This window comes from Bacillus sp. XT-4 (assembly GCF_050864245.1).
GTDB classification, from domain to species: domain Bacteria; phylum Bacillota; class Bacilli; order Bacillales; family Bacillaceae; genus Bacillus; species Bacillus altitudinis.
In genome coordinates this window covers 226653-244899 of sequence record NZ_JBPAFI010000004.1, presented here as the reverse complement: position 1 = coordinate 244899, position 18247 = coordinate 226653, and the positions used below count along the sequence as shown (strand labels likewise).

At 41.7% G+C, this 18247-nt stretch carries 14 protein-coding genes; 4 read left to right on the top strand and 10 right to left on the bottom strand.

Annotated elements, in window-relative coordinates:
- Nucleotides 1–61: 61 nt before the first annotated feature.
- Nucleotides 62–1165, bottom strand: coding sequence for an AI-2E family transporter (locus ACRRMM_RS13340; RefSeq protein WP_008345881.1), 1104 nt, complete (start codon nucleotides 1163–1165; stop codon nucleotides 62–64).
- 184 nt (nucleotides 1166–1349) lie between these two features.
- Nucleotides 1350–1586, bottom strand: a complete 237-nt coding sequence (locus ACRRMM_RS13335; RefSeq protein WP_003213721.1) for a YuzF family protein — start codon at nucleotides 1584–1586, stop codon at nucleotides 1350–1352.
- A gap of 180 nt (nucleotides 1587–1766) precedes the next feature.
- Here ACRRMM_RS13335 and ACRRMM_RS13330 point away from each other — a divergent pair, with 180 nt between their 5' ends.
- Entirely contained in the window at nucleotides 1767–3251 is a 1485-nt protein-coding gene (locus ACRRMM_RS13330; protein WP_428828585.1) for an esterase/lipase family protein, read from the top strand.
- Here the strand turns inward: ACRRMM_RS13330 and ACRRMM_RS13325 are convergent.
- The 8 genes from ACRRMM_RS13325 to ACRRMM_RS13290 form a co-directional block, all read right to left on the bottom strand.
- The gene (locus ACRRMM_RS13325; protein ID WP_017358935.1) at nucleotides 3248–3781 is read right to left on the bottom strand and encodes an HD domain-containing protein; all 534 of its coding nucleotides are present in this window, start codon (nucleotides 3779–3781) and stop codon (nucleotides 3248–3250) included. The two genes, ACRRMM_RS13330 and ACRRMM_RS13325, sit on opposite strands and share 4 nt — an antisense overlap.
- Before the next feature lie 144 nt (nucleotides 3782–3925).
- On the bottom strand, nucleotides 3926–4669 hold the full coding sequence (locus tag ACRRMM_RS13320; RefSeq protein ID WP_065461580.1) for a (S)-benzoin forming benzil reductase: 744 nt from the start codon (nucleotides 4667–4669) through the stop codon (nucleotides 3926–3928).
- Nucleotides 4670–4766: 97 nt separating this feature from the next.
- Nucleotides 4767–5264, bottom strand: a complete 498-nt coding sequence (gene essA / locus ACRRMM_RS13315; RefSeq protein WP_008345889.1) for a type VII secretion protein EssA — start codon at nucleotides 5262–5264, stop codon at nucleotides 4767–4769.
- Nucleotides 5245–8142 carry a type VII secretion protein EsaA gene (esaA, locus tag ACRRMM_RS13310; protein ID WP_428828586.1) on the bottom strand — a complete coding sequence of 966 codons (2898 nt, stop codon included), beginning with the start codon at nucleotides 8140–8142 and terminating at the stop codon, nucleotides 5245–5247. Before esaA ends, essA begins: the two co-directional genes overlap by 20 nt.
- Nucleotides 8139–12614 carry a type VII secretion protein EssC gene (gene essC, locus ACRRMM_RS13305; protein ID WP_428828587.1) on the bottom strand — a complete coding sequence of 1492 codons (4476 nt, stop codon included), beginning with the start codon at nucleotides 12612–12614 and terminating at the stop codon, nucleotides 8139–8141. The genes esaA and essC overlap by 4 nt, the downstream gene beginning before the upstream one ends.
- Before the next feature lie 51 nt (nucleotides 12615–12665).
- A complete protein-coding gene (essB, locus tag ACRRMM_RS13300) occupies nucleotides 12666–13979 on the bottom strand; it encodes a type VII secretion protein EssB (protein ID WP_428828588.1) in 1314 nt (437 codons plus the stop codon).
- Between the two features lie 14 nt (nucleotides 13980–13993).
- Nucleotides 13994–14233 (bottom strand): EsaB/YukD family protein, encoded by a 240-nt coding sequence (locus ACRRMM_RS13295; protein ID WP_008345897.1) that lies wholly within the window; start codon nucleotides 14231–14233, stop codon nucleotides 13994–13996.
- A gap of 95 nt (nucleotides 14234–14328) precedes the next feature.
- Nucleotides 14329–14622: a WXG100 family type VII secretion target gene (locus ACRRMM_RS13290; protein WP_003213769.1), complete on the bottom strand. Its 294-nt coding sequence runs from the start codon at nucleotides 14620–14622 to the stop codon at nucleotides 14329–14331.
- A 407-nt stretch (nucleotides 14623–15029) separates the two neighbouring features.
- Between ACRRMM_RS13290 and ACRRMM_RS13285 the strand changes: the two genes are divergently transcribed.
- The 3 genes from ACRRMM_RS13285 (at nucleotide 15030) to ACRRMM_RS13275 (ending at nucleotide 18219) form a co-directional block, all read left to right on the top strand.
- Nucleotides 15030–16259: a PucR family transcriptional regulator gene (locus tag ACRRMM_RS13285; protein WP_007500450.1), complete on the top strand. Its 1230-nt coding sequence runs from the start codon at nucleotides 15030–15032 to the stop codon at nucleotides 16257–16259.
- A gap of 110 nt (nucleotides 16260–16369) precedes the next feature.
- Nucleotides 16370–17506 carry an alanine dehydrogenase gene (gene ald, locus ACRRMM_RS13280; protein WP_048002196.1) on the top strand — a complete coding sequence of 379 codons (1137 nt, stop codon included), beginning with the start codon at nucleotides 16370–16372 and terminating at the stop codon, nucleotides 17504–17506.
- Between the two features lie 116 nt (nucleotides 17507–17622).
- Nucleotides 17623–18219 (top strand): biotin transporter BioY, encoded by a 597-nt coding sequence (locus ACRRMM_RS13275; protein ID WP_017358928.1) that lies wholly within the window; start codon nucleotides 17623–17625, stop codon nucleotides 18217–18219.
- The last annotated feature ends 28 nt before the right edge of the window (nucleotides 18220–18247 follow it).

Below are 18247 nucleotides of genomic sequence, written 5' to 3'. Positions count from 1 at the left end.
CTCCTCCCTATTCGCTTATGTGAGTTATGTTATGCAAAAAGGGAAAAGTTGTGCATCTGCCCTAAACGTTTAAATGCTGTTCTTTTCGAGAGCGCTGACGCAGCTGAACCAATCTGACAATATTGAGTGTGATGGCTTTCAGCAGCGCATAGACAGGAACGGCAAAAATCATGCCAAGGATTCCGCCAAAACTTCCTGCCCCAATTAATAGCAAGATAATTGTTAACGGATGTGTGTTGAGACGTTTTCCAATGATCAATGGAGAAATGACGTTTCCATCGATCTGCTGAACAACAAGAATGACAATAACAGTCACAACCGCTTTTCCAGGCGAATCAAGAAAAGCAATGAGCACAGCTGGTGCCGCACCAAGATACGGCCCAAGATATGGAATGACGTTTGTCACCGCAATAATGATGCCGAGAATGAGCGCATATTTCACACCAATTAATAAGTATCCGATAAAACAAGCAACTCCGACAAATAAACAAACAACGATTTGCCCTTGTATGTAAGCAGCAAGCGTATCGTTTAATTCTTTAAAAATCTTCAATCCTTCCTTACGGTAAGGCATTGGCAAAAATTGAACGAGCTTGTCCGGAAACTTATGCCCGTCTTTTAGCATGTAAAATAAAATGAATGGAACGGTAATGACAGCGAGGGCAATATTCGCAATCACGCCAAACACCGCCGACATACTGGAAGCAATATTTTCCGGTAAATCTTTTAATGTCGAAACGATCGACTGTTCAAACTTCGAAACAGACACATAATCTTGGTTCATCATCCATGTAAATGTTTTAGAATGCGAGAAGTCGTTGATAAATTTCTGCATGTCCGTGACATACCCCGGGAAGCTTTTGACAAGTCCACCCACCTGCGTGACAATGACAGGTCCAGCAGCATTGACAACAAACGTGATAAGCCCGATGAATAGGAGATAAATAATCAGAATGGCGAGCGTCCTAGGTATCTTCTTCGACAAAAATCGAACAATCGGATTAAAGATGAAAAAGAGAATACCTGCCAGTAAAATAGGAACAAACAACGTTGAAGCAAATAAAATGATCGGCTGAAATAAAAATGAAACTTTTGTTGATACATACACAATCAGTAAAACCAGTAATATTTGGAATGTCCAAAAATGAACTTTAGATTTTAACAAAGATGCTCCTCCTGTTACGTATTGACCTTATTAAAAAACTACTATTCAACCCACCTTCTGTCAACTGCTTCTTGTTTTAGAACCATATTTTTTGAAAAAAAAAGAACAATTGGTATATCATGCACTTTTTCCAGATATACATTCTGTAAGCATTGAAAAAAGCAGACACCTGTGCGTCTGCTTGCTACACTCTTTCACTGTGATCAGGCATCACCGACACGATTTGCTGGATCCGCACATAAAACACTGATTTTGCCCCCGCCTCAATCACAATATGATCCGGCATCACTTCCTTCAACTTTCCACGTACTGTATCTTTCACTGTTTGAACAATCAATCTCATACCGACTACTTTCTGCAATGTTTGATAAACATATGGATCAACTAATGAAACAAGCTGTGGACTTCCTTGTTGTGCCATGCTACCTGCCCCTTTACTTGTGTATTTACCCACAGCGTATGCAATGACCCATGTGAGTGTCACTCAGCAAACCCACAACATTATTACCGTATTTTTACATTTCGTATTTTTTTACAATTTTTAGAAGTATAATAGATTGGTGCTGCCAACATCTTAAATTATTTGAAGAGGTGAATGATCTTGAAAAAATTAATCTGTATCGTTGCTGTCATGCTCTTACTATCCTCTGCAAGTTATGCGCACGCAGGCACAATTGGAGATGCACCTGGTACACCAGGGAAGTGGTTTAAAGGAGAAGAACCGGTACAAAAAGACCTGTCAAAACCCCCACTTGTTTTTGTTCATGGCATAAACAGTTCTTCCTCCACATGGTCTGATCGAAACGATATGGCAAAACAAGCTGTTCTGAACGGATACGAAAGCGCGTTCATAGATTTGTATCCAGATCAGGACATGAAAAAGAATGGGAAACTATTAGCAGAAAAGTTAAAAGAAATCTATGAATTTTTCGGCAGAAAACTGATCGTAATCGGTCATAGTAAAGGCGGAGTGGATACGCAGGCTGCACTCGTGTATTACAACGCTCATCCATATGTAGAGAAAGTCATCACACTTGGCTCTCCACACTATGGGACGCCGCTTGCGGATTTAGCCTATAGCAAAGGCGGAAGCTGGCTTGCGCAAATCCTTGGACAAAAGAGCGACGCGCTCTATTCTCTGCAAACCGGGATGATGGCAGCTTTTCGAAGTGAAACCGACCAGCTGGAGACGTTCCCTCATAAGTATGTAACCTATTCTGGTTCAGATTGGGGAACCTTTGGCGGAGTGCTTTATTTAGGCGGCATGTATTTAAAAAGCTTTGGTGCAAACGATGGCGCTGTGACGGTCAGCAGCACAAAGCTAGCATATGCAAACAATATTTTAACAGGAAAATGGGATCACTTTTCGATCAAAAACGGCACAAGCATGTTCCCCGTATTTCAGGCACAGCTGCGTGCAAGTACCGCAAGCGCTGAAAGTGAAGACGAACAAGAGCAAGAACCAGTCTCTTCGGAGCTAAATACAAACGTTTATGTGAAAGGTGGAGAAAGTGAAAAGGATAAAACAGAAGCGTTCTATGTAGAGGAAGGAACGAATGGCCTATCGATTCAATGGTTAAATGAAAGACAGGAAGTCAATCCAGAAATCGTTGCACCAAATGGCGATATCTTAACCAATTTGACGACATCCGAAGCATCATTCCCATATGAAGGCGCCTATTCACACCATGTGCAAATCAATAAACCCGTTCCAGGAAAATGGACGATTCGATCAAATTCAGGAAAAAAGGATCCTTATTTGCTACTTGTATCCTTTGATTCACCATTGAATGAAGAAATCAAAATCGCTGCAGCGAAATCAGGAGATGCATCGACACATTCGAGCAAGCTGATTAAACGATTAAGCAAAACTGTAGAGACCACTTATTTTAAAGATGCCGAGAAGGATCATCCACTGAAAACGAGCTCTTCATCAGCCGTTCAATTGAAAAAAGAAGGTGCTTATTCTGTCACGGTTCATTACACAGGTCTCACTGCGTCAGGGACGTCGGCATTTAACCGTACTGTGATCCGCACATTGTATGTGGATCAGCACGGAACGATTCATGGAGATATTCCATATTAAACAGAGCGTTTCATGGGCTGAAGCGCCTGCTGCACCTTCTCATCCAAATCAGCAATTTTTTGGAGCGCAAGTGATTCATCTATTTGTCTGTAATGATGGTGTCCACCAGGCTCTTCGTCCATTTCATCTGCTTTCTTCACAATTTGCTGGAGTGTGTCCTTATGCAGGTCGCCCTCTGGCAAATATGAATCTGTGTGAAGCAAAATCGCAAGGGCAATCTCTTTGGCTGCTTTTGGTTCCTCGCCGAGCCGTATGAGCAGTTTATGTGCCCGCTCTGCCCCTTTAATGGCATGAATATCATTTCGTCTATATGTCTCGTAATCCCATTCTCCGCCTGCTGTATACCATTCATAGTGGCCGATGTCATGCAAGAGTGCTGCTTTCACAGCAAGATCCGGGTTAATCCCCGCCTGCATCGCCAGTTTGAATGCGTGATAAGCACAAGCAATGGCGTGGGCTTTTCCTGAACGATTTAAATATTTTTGAGCGACTGGATGGGTGTAAACATCCATTAATGTAACCTTTCTCATGGAAACCCCTCCTTATCTATATTTTTAGCATCCTAACATATTCTGAAAAGAAACTCAAATGTTCTGTCATATTTCCGATGAGTCTCAAAATCAGCTTATGCTCGATAAGCTGTCTTTGCTTGTACAATACGAAAAAAGCAGCCGTTATGACTGCTTTTTTTCATACTCACGTGCATCATATACACAACCGCCAGCTGGGTCATCTGCTAGAAGGTCGAGTAAAATACCGGCCACTTCATCTGGGCTCTTTAGCGTGCCTGTTTCATGTAATTGCTGAAACCGCTCAATTTGTTCAAAGTCCTGTTTGGAGGATTTCCGAATCTCTCCCTGCATATCCGTATCAATCGTACCGGGTGAAAAGGAAAACGTGGTGACAGGATAAGCTTCGTCCTGCTGTTCCTCATGTAAAGTCCTCATAAACATATCAAGCCCTGCTTTTGAGCTGCAATAGGCACTCCATCCTTTGTACGGATTTTTAGCTGCCCCAGAAGAAAGATGCACGATGGTTTTCTTCCCTTCAAGAGATTGTGTCTCCCTCACAAACACATGACTGAGCAAAACAGGGATGACAAGGTTCAGCGTATAATGCTGATGAAGCGTATCTTCTCCGCCTTGCCCTGCACGTTTGATAGGAGTGACCATTCCTGCATTATTGACAAGCAAGACGTCATCAGCGTCTGCGAGAGTTTGCGAGGACAAGATGCCCTGAAGCCACTTTGCAGCCGATTCCTCATCAGTGAGATCAACCTGTGAATGCGTGAGGTGTGGGTGGGATAGTGGCGACTCACTTCTTGCAGCGGTATACACGTTATCCCCACGTGAAAGTAGCTGTTTGACAAGTGCTAAACCAAATCCTTTTGATCCGCCTGTGACGATTGAAATTCGAATGACAATCTCCTCCCTTGATAACACTATTTTAAATAGTGAATCGGTATCACATCAAGCAATCTGCATAAAGAAAAGCCTGCCCTTTTCAAAAGGCAGGCTATTTCTTTTCCGTCTTCACATTCACCTTTGGAATCAGAATGATCATGACAACGATGCCAAAGGCGATCAAGATGCCAAAAATGATTGGCAGAAGCGCCGATCTCTGCTTTTCATAATCATCGCCAGAAGGAGTTGATACAGCCGAATCGCTGAAAGAGATATTCATCTCTTTCATCATACGAGCTGGCGTTTTAGGCGGATTGTCTTTCAGATCACTAAAAATTTGCGGCGAAAGTTGACCACCAGAGGTCTTAGGCGGGTCAGCAAAGTGAATGTCCGTTTTGACTTTAGATGTTGTTTTGCTTTGTTCGTATTTCGTTTGATCCCTCAATATACTCGAATTAATATTGAGGTTCTTTTCTTGATATTCATTCGGCTTGACATTCGTATCCGTATCTTCACCTGTAGCAGCAAAAGCAGCCGGACTGAGGAGAAAAAGGGATATGACACCAAGTGCCATCCCTTTGACGAATAGATTAAGCCTCATGAGTGACATCACGTTCCTCTGTTTTGTCTTTCCATAGCTTTTTCACTAGTGGAATGACCATGAACAATATCGTTAAAATCAGTAGCCCTGTGATGCCCATACCGAAGTTGTCTCCATTTCCATATTGGATGGACAGATACACGTCTGTCACTGGATTTGTAAAATGGAAGTTTGGCATGACCAAATCAATTAACGGTGCAACAAAGAAGAATATAAGCGCCGTTGCTGCCATCCATCCGGCAATTGAACCGAAAAGGAAAGCTGTGCGAATAAAGGCAGAGCATGCCACTAGCAGCAAAATCGTAAAGATCGACCATTGAATGGCTTGGTCATCAGCTAGTTTGTAAATGTTGAGTCCAAACAGACTGATCATGAGCCCGACTAGCAGATTTAAAATACCAAACAGTGCACCTTTGACCAGCATTGGCGCTGACGCATAGTACGAGCTAAAAAAACCAATCAACAAACTGCTGATCATCACAATAACCAAAATGACTACTGGCGGTACAGTCTGCGTTTTTTCTTCTGGCACATCGCCGCTAATTTTCAGCGGATTGGCTAAATGGTTATACACATAGTTGCTGTTGCCTTGATCGTCTAAAGTGTTGCCTAAAATACCCTTTAAATCTTGTTGAACAAGCTTCGTAGAATTGACATTCTTACTCCAGTTTTCGTTCAACGTATCTGCTTTTTCTTGAACGGTTGTGACACTTTCTTCAATATTATTCGTATAATCCGCCACCCCTTTTTGGCGGTCGGTTAACGAACTCATATTCTCAGAAAGACGAAGCACTTCCTGACCAATTGAATCCTGTGCACTCACAACAATCGAACTGCCCGCAAGGTCTGCCGTATACACCGCATCTCCTTGATCAGCCATTTGTTCAGCTACTGTGTCCGCACTTTCAGAAATGGCATTTAACTCCTGTTCCATGCTTGCCTGCTGAGTCGAAATGTATTCTGCGTAGCCATCTGAGAATTTTTGCATCTCATCAATAAAGGTAGACACATCATCATTTGACGTCAGCATTTGATTTTTGAGTTTATCCCAGTTTTCCGTTTCTTCTTTTTTGATGGAAAGGATGGACTGGATTTCATCTCCTTTTGTGTCTAGTAGAGATGAGTTGTTTGTTGGTTGATATAGATTCCCAAGCATCATCTCTAGCTGAGACAGTTGATTGGAGTATTCCATTAACTTTTTGGTGCTTGTTGAATTTGTTTTAAACTCTTGATCAAATATTTTCGTATTCACAGTGTTGCCAATCGGCGAGTTTACTCGTTTCAGCTCTTGCACTTTGTTTAAAATAGAGGATTCCTGATTTTTGATTTCATTCGGAATGACGTTATATCGATCTTGTAACCTTAGAATCATCTTTTCAAGCTTCTCTACTTTTTTCGTGAGGCTTTCAAGCTCCTTACTCATTTGACTTACTTTGTCTTTCAATTGGTCGTTATGAGCGGTCGCTTTTTCTTGAATCTTCTTTTTCACTTCTTCTAAACGATTAGACAGTGCTTTTAGGTCATCTTTTGATTGATTCGTGCCGCTGTTATCTGGCTGAACAGCATCCTGACCGTTTTCACCCTCTTTATCATCTTCATTAGTAGGAGGTGCAGTCTGATCTTCTAATTGATCAGCTAGATCGTTCATTTCCGATGAAATTTGCGAGAGTTCATTTGTTTCATCATCTAAGTTAATGCCAATCTCTTCTGGGTTCTCATTATCTTGATCTGATTGCCCGTCATCATCAGGATCAGCTGGCTGCTCGGGTGCGTTGATTAGCTCTTGCCTTTTTGCTTCTAGCTTATTCTGCAAGGCGATGATCTTACTTTTATAGGCCTCTAAGTATTGACCTTCATAATTCTTCAACAGCTCTTCTTGAGACGCCTTCACAAGGTCCGTTAATCCCGACGATTGCTTAGGGATTGCGTCTTCTCTTGCCTTTTGAACAGATTGAATTGCGCTGTCCGTTGTTTTAAGCTGACTTTGGACCCCATTGATATTGGTTTTGAGTCCGCCCATTTGATCGCTAAAGCTGCGGGCATTTTGGTTTTGAATCTCCGCAAGCTGTTTGAGTCCTTGCTGGATTTGTTTTTTGCTTGTCGATTGCGCTTTGATCAAGAGATCCTTTTGTTTGTCTTGATACTGCTGATATTGATCGACTACTTTTACGAAATCCTTCAGCTGGCTTTTCGCTTCTTCTGTTGTACTTAAACCGTCTTTATACTGTTTTTGTGAATCGGCCATCGCATTTTTTAGTTCTTCTATTTGTTTCTTCTGCTGCTGGACGGCATCAGATAGTTTGTTTGAATTTGGCTTATAGAAGTTGTACATCGTGTTTTGGAATTCGACCTCTTTGCCAACAATATGCTCAAACTCTTCTCTGACATTGCCGATTTCCTGTGATACAAAACTCCAATATAAAGTCGACATTTGTTCATTCATTTTCTTTTGAGCATTTTCTAGCTCTCTTTGTACTTTTTCTTTATTCACTGCATTGAGCTGATCTTGGATTGAGAATTGGATAGATGCCTTCTCAGGATGATCCTTATCATAGCTCAGCACATTTTTAGAGAAGTCAGATGGAATATAAAGAACTGCATCGTACTTTCTATTTTTCAGGCCATTTTCTGCCGCACTTCGATTGACGACTGTCCATGTGTAATCTGGACGCTCTGATAATGCCGCCACCACATCCTGTCCGAAACGAGCGGTATTTTCACTTTCGCTCGCCCCCATATCCTCATTGACCACGGCAATGTTACGTGTGGCATTCTTTTTCTGTTTTGCCGGATCATCCCCAATGAGATGGAAAAATAGAACCGGCAAGACGAGAATCAGTATCATGGTCGACACGATTTTGATGGAGCTTTTTTGCTGCTCTGTCATTGAACACTCTTCCTTTCTACCGCACATAAAGGAACCTGGATTTTCTTCTCTTTCCCGTTTTCAACCAAATATCCGAATCCTGGCTGAATCTCTGGTTCTTGTCTTGCATACGGAAGCGGTATGATGTTTTGCTCTGATTTTTTCATCAGTAACATGGCATGACGAACCTGTTTGATTTCGTTTGTGAGTGCATCATAGCCTTTACTGAATTCGGTATGATTCCCTGATGCGATCAGGCTGAAGCCTAAGTGTGCATATGACTTCATGAAATCAGCCAATTGATCTTGAAGACGCGGGTCGATTGTCTGCTGAAAACGCGTAATGCCATCGATGACGAGCACAACTTGAGGAAATGACAGCTGATCAGTCTCCCCGCGGCGCACAGCTTCGACATACATTTCTTCTCGAACCTTAAATAAACGGTCCAGTTCCTCTGCCCATTCCGTGATATCATCCTTTGTTTCAAGATAATCAATGTTTTCTTCTTTCGCATAATGAGAAAGACCACGATCAATGGAATCAAAGACGGCCAATTTTTCTGGTGCTGCTTCTAGTAGCTGATCAAGCATCAGTTTTGTCACGTTTGTTTTCCCACGCTGCGTTTGTCCGATAATGAGGCAGTGTTTATTCTTTTTCAAATCAAAGTAAACAGGTGCCACAGATTCCTCATCTAGTCCGACTGGAATCTCATACGGCTGTTTTTGTCCTTCTAAGCGACTCTCTAGCTCCCAAATGGTCAGCTTATCAGGAAGCATTGGTACAGGTTTTGGTTTTTCAGCTGATTCAAAGCGAGCATCTAGAAGCTGGATCTCTTGTTTTAAATGCTCAAACAATTCGAGATCGTTCTCTCCTTCAACTGGCAGGAACATTTGTGCAAAGTAAAGCTCTTCTTTGTTGATAATGACTCGTCCTGGAACTGGCTCTAAGCTGAATTTCGGTCTGCCAATAATGGAGTATGCCTCTCCTTGATCCATTAAGTAATGGACAATCTTTGTTTTCAAGTTGTTCATAAGAGATTGACGGACTGCGTTGACACGAGTCGCTGTGATTAAGAAATAAATGCCTAACGATTGTCCATCACGGCTTAACTGAATAAATTCAGATTCGAGCTCATGCATTTCGTCTTTCACAATGTCAAAGTTGTCAATCACGATAAATATGAATGGAAGCTTTTTCTCATTCAACGCATTGTACATTTTGATATGACTCATTTCCTGCTGTCTAAATAAACGCTTGCGATATTCAACCTCTTCACGAAGACGCTTCATCGACTTTTGAATCTTTCTCATTTGATCCATTAAGAAATAATCAGCCGTATGCGGAAGTTTGGCAAGCGGTAGCAAGGTGCCGTTACCGAAGTCATAAATATATGCATGCCATTCTTCAGGTGAATATCTTTCTGCGAAGCTCATGAGCAGTGTTGTTGCAGCAAGTGATTTGCCGTAGCCGGATGAACCGAAGATGCCAATATTTCCATCCTCCATCATTTGATAAGAAAGTGGATGCTGGCTTTGCTGATCTGGCTCATCGACAAGAGCGAAATGGAAGACGTGCTCTTCACTTGATGCATAACGTGTTTTTGGAATACGCTCTTCAAGCGGTGGAAGCCATGGACTCGGAAGCTTTTCAATTCCAAGCTCCTGCTGCATACGTTCAATTTCATCCACAACAGCGGAAATTTCCGTCACTGTCTCTTTTTTCACAGCTGGCTCTGTACTTACCCCTGATAATGGGATCAGTCCAGTGTCCGTTACAATGGCGATGTCATCTTCTGATCCGTAGCCATCTTCCATATACGGTGCACCACTCCAAGCCGATTGGAATAATTCATAGATTTCATTGTTCCCCACTTGTAAATATCCACGACCTGTCACGGTAATCGACGCTGCATCACTATTTTTCAAAATTTCCTTACTGTCTGATGCATCTTGTACCTTTAATGCGACTTTAAAGCGGGAGTTACTCCAAATTTGATCATCAATGACCCCGCCGGGCTTTTGTGTCGCCAAAATGAGATGGACACCGAGACTCCGTCCAATCCGCGCGGCACTGACAAGCTCTCTAATAAAATCTGGCTCTTCACTTTTTAATTCAGCAAACTCATCAGAGATTAAGAACAAATGAGGCATCGCCTGTTCCGCCTTTTTCTCTTTATAGAGTTTCGTATAGTCATTGATATGATTCACATGATACTGATCAAACAAGCGCTGTCTTTTCTTCAGTTCACTTTTAATAGAGGCAAGCGCTCTTTCACTAAAGTTTTTACTGCCTTCAATGTTTGTGATCGTACCAAGTAAGTGCGGAATATTTCGGAACGGCTGCGCCATTCCGCCCCCTTTGTAATCAATGAGCAGGAACGCCACTTCATGCGGGTGAAAGTGTACAGCCAAGGATAAAATATACGTCTGTAAAAACTCACTTTTTCCTGATCCCGTTGTTCCTGCTAACAGACCATGCGGTCCATGTGCTTTTTCATGCAGATTCAGATCGACAATATCGTTTTTTCCTTTATAACCGATAGGCACAGATAATGACTTTGCTGTTTCAGATGTCAGCCATTTTTCACGAATGCCAATGTCATCTACCTGTTTGGCATGAAACAGGTCAAGGAAGGAGACCGTTTCTGGAATCGAGTTGGTCATCCCGACTTGATGATCTAATGTTCTTAAGGTTCTGGCAAACAGCTCATTGTCCGCTCGCTCATGTGCATCCAGCTGAAATGGAATTCGTACGGCCTTCTTATGCTGAATGAGAATATCTCCTTCTTCTTCGTTAATGTAACGAACAAGCGTTGAAATATTTTCAGCCAAGCTTTCCTTTGTTTCTGCTGCAAAGATAATTGAGATGCCTAAATCCGTCCGGCTGCCTTCTAGGTATTCTAAAATCACATGTTCCGCAATGAGTTCATGGTTTGTCACGATAAACACAAAGTGAGGCGTAAAGATTTTCTTCTCTTTTTCCTCTTCCAGATCACGCTCTCGTAAAATTTCATAAATAGAAGACAAGAGCTGATCACGTGTTTGTTCGTTGTAAATAAACCCTTTTCCGTATGTATGAGGAAGTTGGAAGTGCGGCAGCCATTTCATCCATTCCCAGTTCTCATACTCCTGTTCATTAAAGATAAAAACAAATCTCAAATCATGATAGCTGTGCGAGAAAGCAAGCTGGCCGACAAGCTGGTGAAGCTCATTTTTGACAATTGCTGGTTTTCCTATTAATCCGGTTGGACCGTCCGCAAGACCGAACGTAATCGGTACATCTTTTACCTCGCGATAGACGTTTTGCATATGCTGGGTTTGTTCCATTAAGTCATCGATGTCACGATTGGCCATATCGCCGCCGCTCGTCGATAATTCATAACTTGAAGGAACTGCACCTGTCCCTAGACGCAGCTGTAAAAAATCATCACTGACAAGCGTCTTTTCCCAAATACGCCCGCTGATTTCTGATGTCAAATATTTCATTTGTTCAAATGATGGATAATGATACGTTAAAATAAATTGTTGACGGTCATACAGCTCTTGCAGCTCTTTCCGCTTATTTTCTAAGTAAAGAGAGTAAACGCGTTGCCGCTTCTCTTCTCGTCTTTTGCGCTGTGATTTCTCTTTAAAATATTGAACGGACGATGTAATTAACGTCATAATAAACATTGCCATCGACACGACAATAAAGATGCCTCGCGGCTGTACAAGGGCCACGATCCCCATGACAATCAGCATGACAAGCGGCGGGAGAACTACAAGCCAAAGTCCTCTGCCGTTATTTTCACTCTCCTGTGAAGGAAAGCTGAAAGACACCCGGTCATCTGGCAGATCGTAAATCAAACGCGGTGTTCGTCTGTATAAAGGATATTTTTGTTTCGTTTCGGTACTCGGCGGCCTTGTTTTTTCTAAACGTGTTTGAAATGGTTCAAATGCTGTTACTTGCAATAAATCATCATCTTTCAATGACAGCGTCAAAAAGTTCCAAAACAGCTCATCTCCAGCAAGAAGCTGCTGTGGACCGTGCAGCTGTTTCCCGTTCACATAGATCGTTTCATCTTGGGGAATGACATACCAAGTGCCTTCTATTTTTTCCAACGTGAAGGATTTGGCATCTTGAAACATTGAATGAGCTTGTTCTTTCCACACATCCGCTTCATCTATTTCTTCACTTGAAATAGTCACTTCGACTCTATTTCCTAGGTAATAAATGGTTTGATCATGATGTGAATCCATCAACATGAGTGTGAGTGAACCAACCTGATATGGTTCATGTGGAAGTAAGTGACCTTTCTTTTTTTCGCCCTGATAAAGAGAAAAGCCGTCATTCGTTTCATCTGGAGATAAACGAATCAATCCTTCATCAAACGAAAGGGAAGGAATCGTTACTGTATGCTCTATTTCAGGTCCAATCACAGCTTCCCGGTTGAACTGCTCATCTAAACGGACGGTTTGATAATCTTCCTCATAAAAAACCCATAGAAGACTCAAACGCTCCACCTCCTCATCGGACAGCACCAACTGTCAGTTGTATCGAAAGAATTATTTTTTCTCATCTTTTTTCGTCTGAGAGGTTTTCTTTTTTGCATCAGATTCTTTCTCTTTTTTCTCCTGATCGGCTTTTGACTGCTCTTTTTGTTCAGCTGTTTCATCTGTTTGGCTTGCATCTGAGGAGTCATTGGTGCTCGTCTCCGTTGTTTCTTTTTCTTCATACTTCGCCATTTCCTTAATGATTGGGTCTAGCTGTTTTTGTTTTTCTTCAGCAGATAGGCTGTCGTCATTTTGAATTTCATTGCGGTAGGCGACGAGTGCTGTAAATATGTATCGGTCGTCCCCGAGCACCCTTGCAATATCCAGAGCTTCCTTGCTATTGCCTTGTCCAATATGAATCCAGAACAGGAAGTATTGCGGGTCTGTCTGCAATGTGTACGTATCCGTGATTTCTTTTTTGTGCTGGTCAAGCAATAGATTCCCTTGATTCGTTTGCACATACGAAATGGCCAGTTCATATTGAAGAGAGACTGGCATTTGACCGGCTTTGTATTTTTCGAGCGTATCCACCACTTGGCTGTACTGTTTGTTGAGATAATATTTGTTCGCTTCCACATACGCTTCTTGTTTCGGCATGGCGAAAAAGAACGTGTAAATGGTATACACCAATGCAGGAATCAAAAGAACAAGGAGACCAAGTCCAATGTATCGTTCGATCTTCCATTTCTTTTTTGGAATGGTTAAGAGCGTCTTTTCTTTTGCTTCGATGGCTTCTATTTTTTGTTGAATCAAAGCAGACAATTCTTCCAGCGACTGTGTATCACTTATTTCCTTTGCCTGCTCAGATAATTTCAACGTATCATGATAAGCCAAATATTCTTGAAACTGATATTCATGGTCCACCACTCGAAGAATGACGGCTTTGACCTCTTTTAACAAACGTTGTTGGTCGGTTTCATATGGCGGGATGCTTTCTTTGACCCCGTAATGCAAAAATGCAGGCGCTAAGCCTTGATGAAAAACAATGTTTTCAGGAGAAACAATAGGATGCAGCCGCTTCACGTCGTGTTTGCACACTGCATCGACAAGCTGGTATGAAAAAATCCATTTGCTTTTTTCATCCTTTGCATGGATGAAACGAAATTCCTGATAGGCAGGAGGCGGTTGAATCGAAATGATGACCTCACCTTCGGTTAATTGGATCTCTTTTTTAAATGAAGGATTGATGTCTTTAATCGGTGCCGCTTCTAAACCGTCTAAGAGTTTAATTGTCTCTCTTTGAAAAATGAAGGTGTAAGTGCCTTCCTCTTTTTTCATGATTGCTTCTAATTGTTCTTCTAAATAGGAACTCTTTTTATCTGCCATTTACAAAAGTCCTTTCATAGTATTTCCAGCCTGTCTCCTGTGGTGATTCCACAGTCTGACAGCTTATATTCGCCTGAAAACACAGCTTTCTTATTGACTACACGCACCCATCCGCCATCTCGTTTAGGTAGTGAGATTTGTTTTGCCTGCCAGGCGATATGGATGACTTGTTTAATATGTAAATAATTTGATAGTCTCAAATCAAACACACTGCCATCATAGTTTTTTAAGTCGATGGTAATATCGATATACACAAATTTCCACCTCACAAAATAGAAAGAGCGCCGGCATCAACTGACAGACTCGGCGCTTTTTCTGCTTTTCACACTTAGAAAGGAAATCCCCTTGATTAGCCGCGGATTTGGCTAGCGATGTCTTGGTCAGTGCTTTCAAGTGTATTTGCAGTTTGATCAAGCTGATTGCTGACATCTGTTAATAGATCAGACATTTTGATGAATGAAGGTTTAAGCTGTTCGTATTGATCAGCAAATGCTTCACTAGAAGCACCTTCCCACATTCCTTTTAGGTCAGAGATCATTCTATTTAGACGATCAACTTGGTTTAACACTTCTTGACTTTCAACACCATATTGCTTAGCGGTCGCTCTTAGTTCTTCTGGGGTTACGCGAATAATTCCTGACATATTCCTCATTACCTCCCGTGCATAGCCGCCATATAATGGGCTAATCCACTTATTTTTTGACGTTATTATTATAAAAACAGAAATGATACACAGTCAAACAAATCTGTTTTTATTTTACAAAATGAGTCTATAGAATTACTGTTTTTTCGCTCTTTATCTAGTATTTAACAATTTTTTGGTCATATATTCTTAATAAAAGGGCGTGCACTTCGATGAATCTTTCCGCCTATTGATTTTTTACTACATTATTATTGTACTATTTCTTTTTGTGATCAACGCATGACCAATGTGCTCATTTCTCAAGCTTTTTGTTTTTTTAATGATTATGGCATTTTTTTATTGATTTACGTACCTGATTCTCTTCATAATGTAAGTACGTGAAATATTCGAAAAAGCAGGGGTTTTTTATGACAAAAAAGACAGATCCGTTTAAGTATAGCCTTGATCGTTTAGAGGATGTGGCAGACCAAATTAGTGATGTGCTCAATTGCCCTATTACTATAGAAGATACTCATCATCGATTATTAGCCTATAGCACACATAATGATTTCACTGATCCCGCCAGAACTTCAACCATTATCTCCCGCCGTGTACCGGAAAAAGTCATTAATCGGCTTTGGAAAGACGGTATCATTCCTACACTCCTTAAAACAGATGAACCGCTTCGCGTACCTCAAATTGCAGAAGTCGGTCTATCCAGCAGGGTTGCCATTTCCATATGGAAAGACAAAGAGGTGCTCGGCTTTATCTGGGCGATTGAATCCACGCAGCCTTTTTCAGATGAAGAAATGGACCTTCTCAAGATGGCAGCACATGCCGTGAAAAACAAATTACTCAATTTACAAATTCGAAAAACGAAAACAGAAGAACGCAATCAGGAGCTATTTTGGAAGATGCTCACAGGACATATTCATGAAAAGGATGAGATGCTTGATCTCTTCTTGAGACTTGGGATGAGGTGTCCAGACACGTATGCCATTATTATCTTTCGCCTTCGTGATGAACTGACAGAAGATACGGAAAAGAAGCTCTCCTATCTACTTGAAACAACGCAGCAAGTGCAGGTGCTTTTAACGACTGTTGATTTTAACGAATTCATTATTCTTGTCTCGCCAAAAACAGAACATCCGCTTCAAGATATTAAACAATTCACAAGCGGCATGCTAAAGCAGTTGTCTGATCGGTATCAGCTCCATGACGTTCAGGCGGCCATTGGTGGAATTTACGATCACATTACTCATATTCAGCCATCCTATAAAGAAGCACTGGCCGTCTTAAAAACAAAAGAACGCTTTCCTGTGGAAACAGAACGTTTAAACAGCTTTTCTGAACTAGGTATTTATCAATACTTAGATGTGCTTGCAGAAAAAAGAAAGGGATCGTCTTATTCTAGTTACTCTTTATCAAAGCTTGAGGATTACGATCTCAGGCATCATTCCAACCTCGTCGAGACCCTTGAACGATTTATTGATTGTGACAGCAACGCCAATATCGCCGCAAAGCAGTTAAATATTCATATCAACACACTGAACTACAGACTGAAGCGGATTACGGACATTGCAGAAATTGATTTAAAAAACATGAATGAGAAAATGACCATTTATCTTGATATGAAGCTAAAAAACGTCCCTTTGTGAAATTTCACAAAGAGGCGTTTTTTAATTTTTTCATTCAACTGAAGAATTTTCTAAACTTTCAGGATACACTAGACATACAATATCAATAGATAAGCATAGGAGGAATTGATATGATCATCGGCATTCCGAAAGAGATTAAGAACAATGAAAACCGGGTCGCATTAACACCAGGAGCAGCATCTCAATTGCTTTCAGCTGGACACCAGATTTTAATTGAAACGAACGCTGGTTTTGGAAGCGGATTCACTGATGACGATTATGTATCTGTTGGTGCAGAGATTCTTGATCAAGCGAAAGATGTGTGGGCATCTTCTGATATGATTATGAAGGTAAAAGAACCATTACCAGAAGAATATTCATATTTCAGAGAAGGTCTGATCTTATTTACGTACCTGCATCTTGCAGCAGAGCCCTCCTTGGCTGAAGCATTAAAACAAAAAGGTGTGACAGCCATTGCTTATGAAACGGTAACGGACGGAAAATCACTCCCTCTATTAACGCCAATGTCTGAAGTTGCAGGTAGAATGGCTGCTCAAATTGGTGCTCAATTTTTAGAAAAGCCAAAAGGCGGAAAAGGCATTCTGCTCGCAGGCGTGCCAGGAGTATCGAGAGGGAAAGTCACCATTATTGGCGGCGGTGTCGTTGGAACAAATGCAGCGAAAATGGCGATCGGACTTGGCGCAGATGTCACTCTTATTGATTTAAATGCGGAACGATTACGTCAGCTGGACGATCAGTTTGGTCATCAAATGAAAACGTTAATGTCTAATCCTGTTAACATTGCAGATTCAGTGAGCGAGGCAGACCTGCTCATTTGTGCGGTTCTCATCCCAGGTGCCAAAGCTCCAACCCTTGTCACAGAAGAAATGGTGAAACAAATGAAGCCTGGTTCTGTCATTGTCGATGTAGCCATTGACCAAGGCGGGATTGTGGAAACAATCGATCATATCACAACACATGATCAGCCTACTTATGAAAAGCACGGCATTTTACATTATGCTGTTGCCAATATGCCAGGAGCGGTTCCGAGAACATCGACCGTTGCTTTAACAAACGTCACGGTCCCATACGCACTGCAGATTGCAAATAAAGGCGCTGCAAAAGCGATCAAAGAAAACAAGGCGATTGCTGAAGGCGTCAATGTGATGAACGGACATATCACCTATGAAGCTGTCGCTCGTGATCTCGGCTATGATTATGTGCCTGTTAGTAAAGCCCTTGAAACCTCTTCCATGACCGAAGCTTAATATCCAGCCCGCCCTTTTCAGGGGCGGGTTTTATTGTTAACCTAAAATAAAAATGAGTTGACAAAAGAACCTCTTCCCCTTAATCTATTTGTACAGATAAGACAGGGGGAAATATCATGCAAAAGAAGACAAGAACAGCTGACTTTGTGCTCGTCGGGATGTTTGCTGCACTCATGGCTATCGGAGCCAATATCACATCCATTGTGCCATTTTTGCAGGTCGGCGGAATCCCACTTACGATGCAGCCGTTTTTTTGTGTACTTGCTGGTCTTTTGCTGGGCAGACGACTTGGCGCATTGGCCATGATTGTCTATGCTCTTGTTGGGATCGCTGGTGCACCTGTATTCGCACAGTTCTCGGCGGGTCTCGGCGTTATTTTAGGAAAAAGCGGTGGCTTTGTGTTATCATACATTCCTGCTGCATGGCTTGCCGGATTCATTCTTGAAAAAAGACAAAACCCTGGTTTTGGCCGCTTTTTATTTGCAGCCATTGCAGGAACGACCGTGATGTATGTGATCGGGACAACTTATACGTACATCGCATTAAATGTATGGCTGAACGCACCAATCTCTTATCAAACCACATGGTTATTCATGATTTGGTTTATGGTAAAAGACTATGCACTGACCATCCTCCTTGCGATGCTGGCACCTAAAATTTATCGATCAGTTTCAAAAGCCACATCCTTTCGAAAAGAACAAACAGCTTCCTAATATCAGAAAAGGTTCCTTTACTCTATAT

What these genes read in the sequence shown, in the direction of transcription:
- ACRRMM_RS13275 (WP_017358928.1), top strand. Translation starts at nt 17,623, where the DNA reads ATGCAAAAGAAGACAAGAACAGCTGACTTTGTGCTCGTCGGGATGTTT.
- esaA (WP_428828586.1), bottom strand. Translation starts at nt 8,142, where the DNA reads ATGACAGAGCAGCAAAAAAGCTCCATCAAAATCGTGTCGACCATGATA.
- essB (WP_428828588.1), bottom strand. Translation starts at nt 13,979, where the DNA reads ATGGCAGATAAAAAGAGTTCCTATTTAGAAGAACAATTAGAAGCAATC.
- ACRRMM_RS13290 (WP_003213769.1), bottom strand. Translation starts at nt 14,622, where the DNA reads ATGTCAGGAATTATTCGCGTAACCCCAGAAGAACTAAGAGCGACCGCT.
- ACRRMM_RS13335 (WP_003213721.1), bottom strand. Translation starts at nt 1,586, where the DNA reads ATGGCACAACAAGGAAGTCCACAGCTTGTTTCATTAGTTGATCCATAT.
- essA (WP_008345889.1), bottom strand. Translation starts at nt 5,264, where the DNA reads ATGTCACTCATGAGGCTTAATCTATTCGTCAAAGGGATGGCACTTGGT.
- ald (WP_048002196.1), top strand. Translation starts at nt 16,370, where the DNA reads ATGATCATCGGCATTCCGAAAGAGATTAAGAACAATGAAAACCGGGTC.
- ACRRMM_RS13325 (WP_017358935.1), bottom strand. Translation starts at nt 3,781, where the DNA reads ATGAGAAAGGTTACATTAATGGATGTTTACACCCATCCAGTCGCTCAA.
- ACRRMM_RS13285 (WP_007500450.1), top strand. Translation starts at nt 15,030, where the DNA reads ATGACAAAAAAGACAGATCCGTTTAAGTATAGCCTTGATCGTTTAGAG.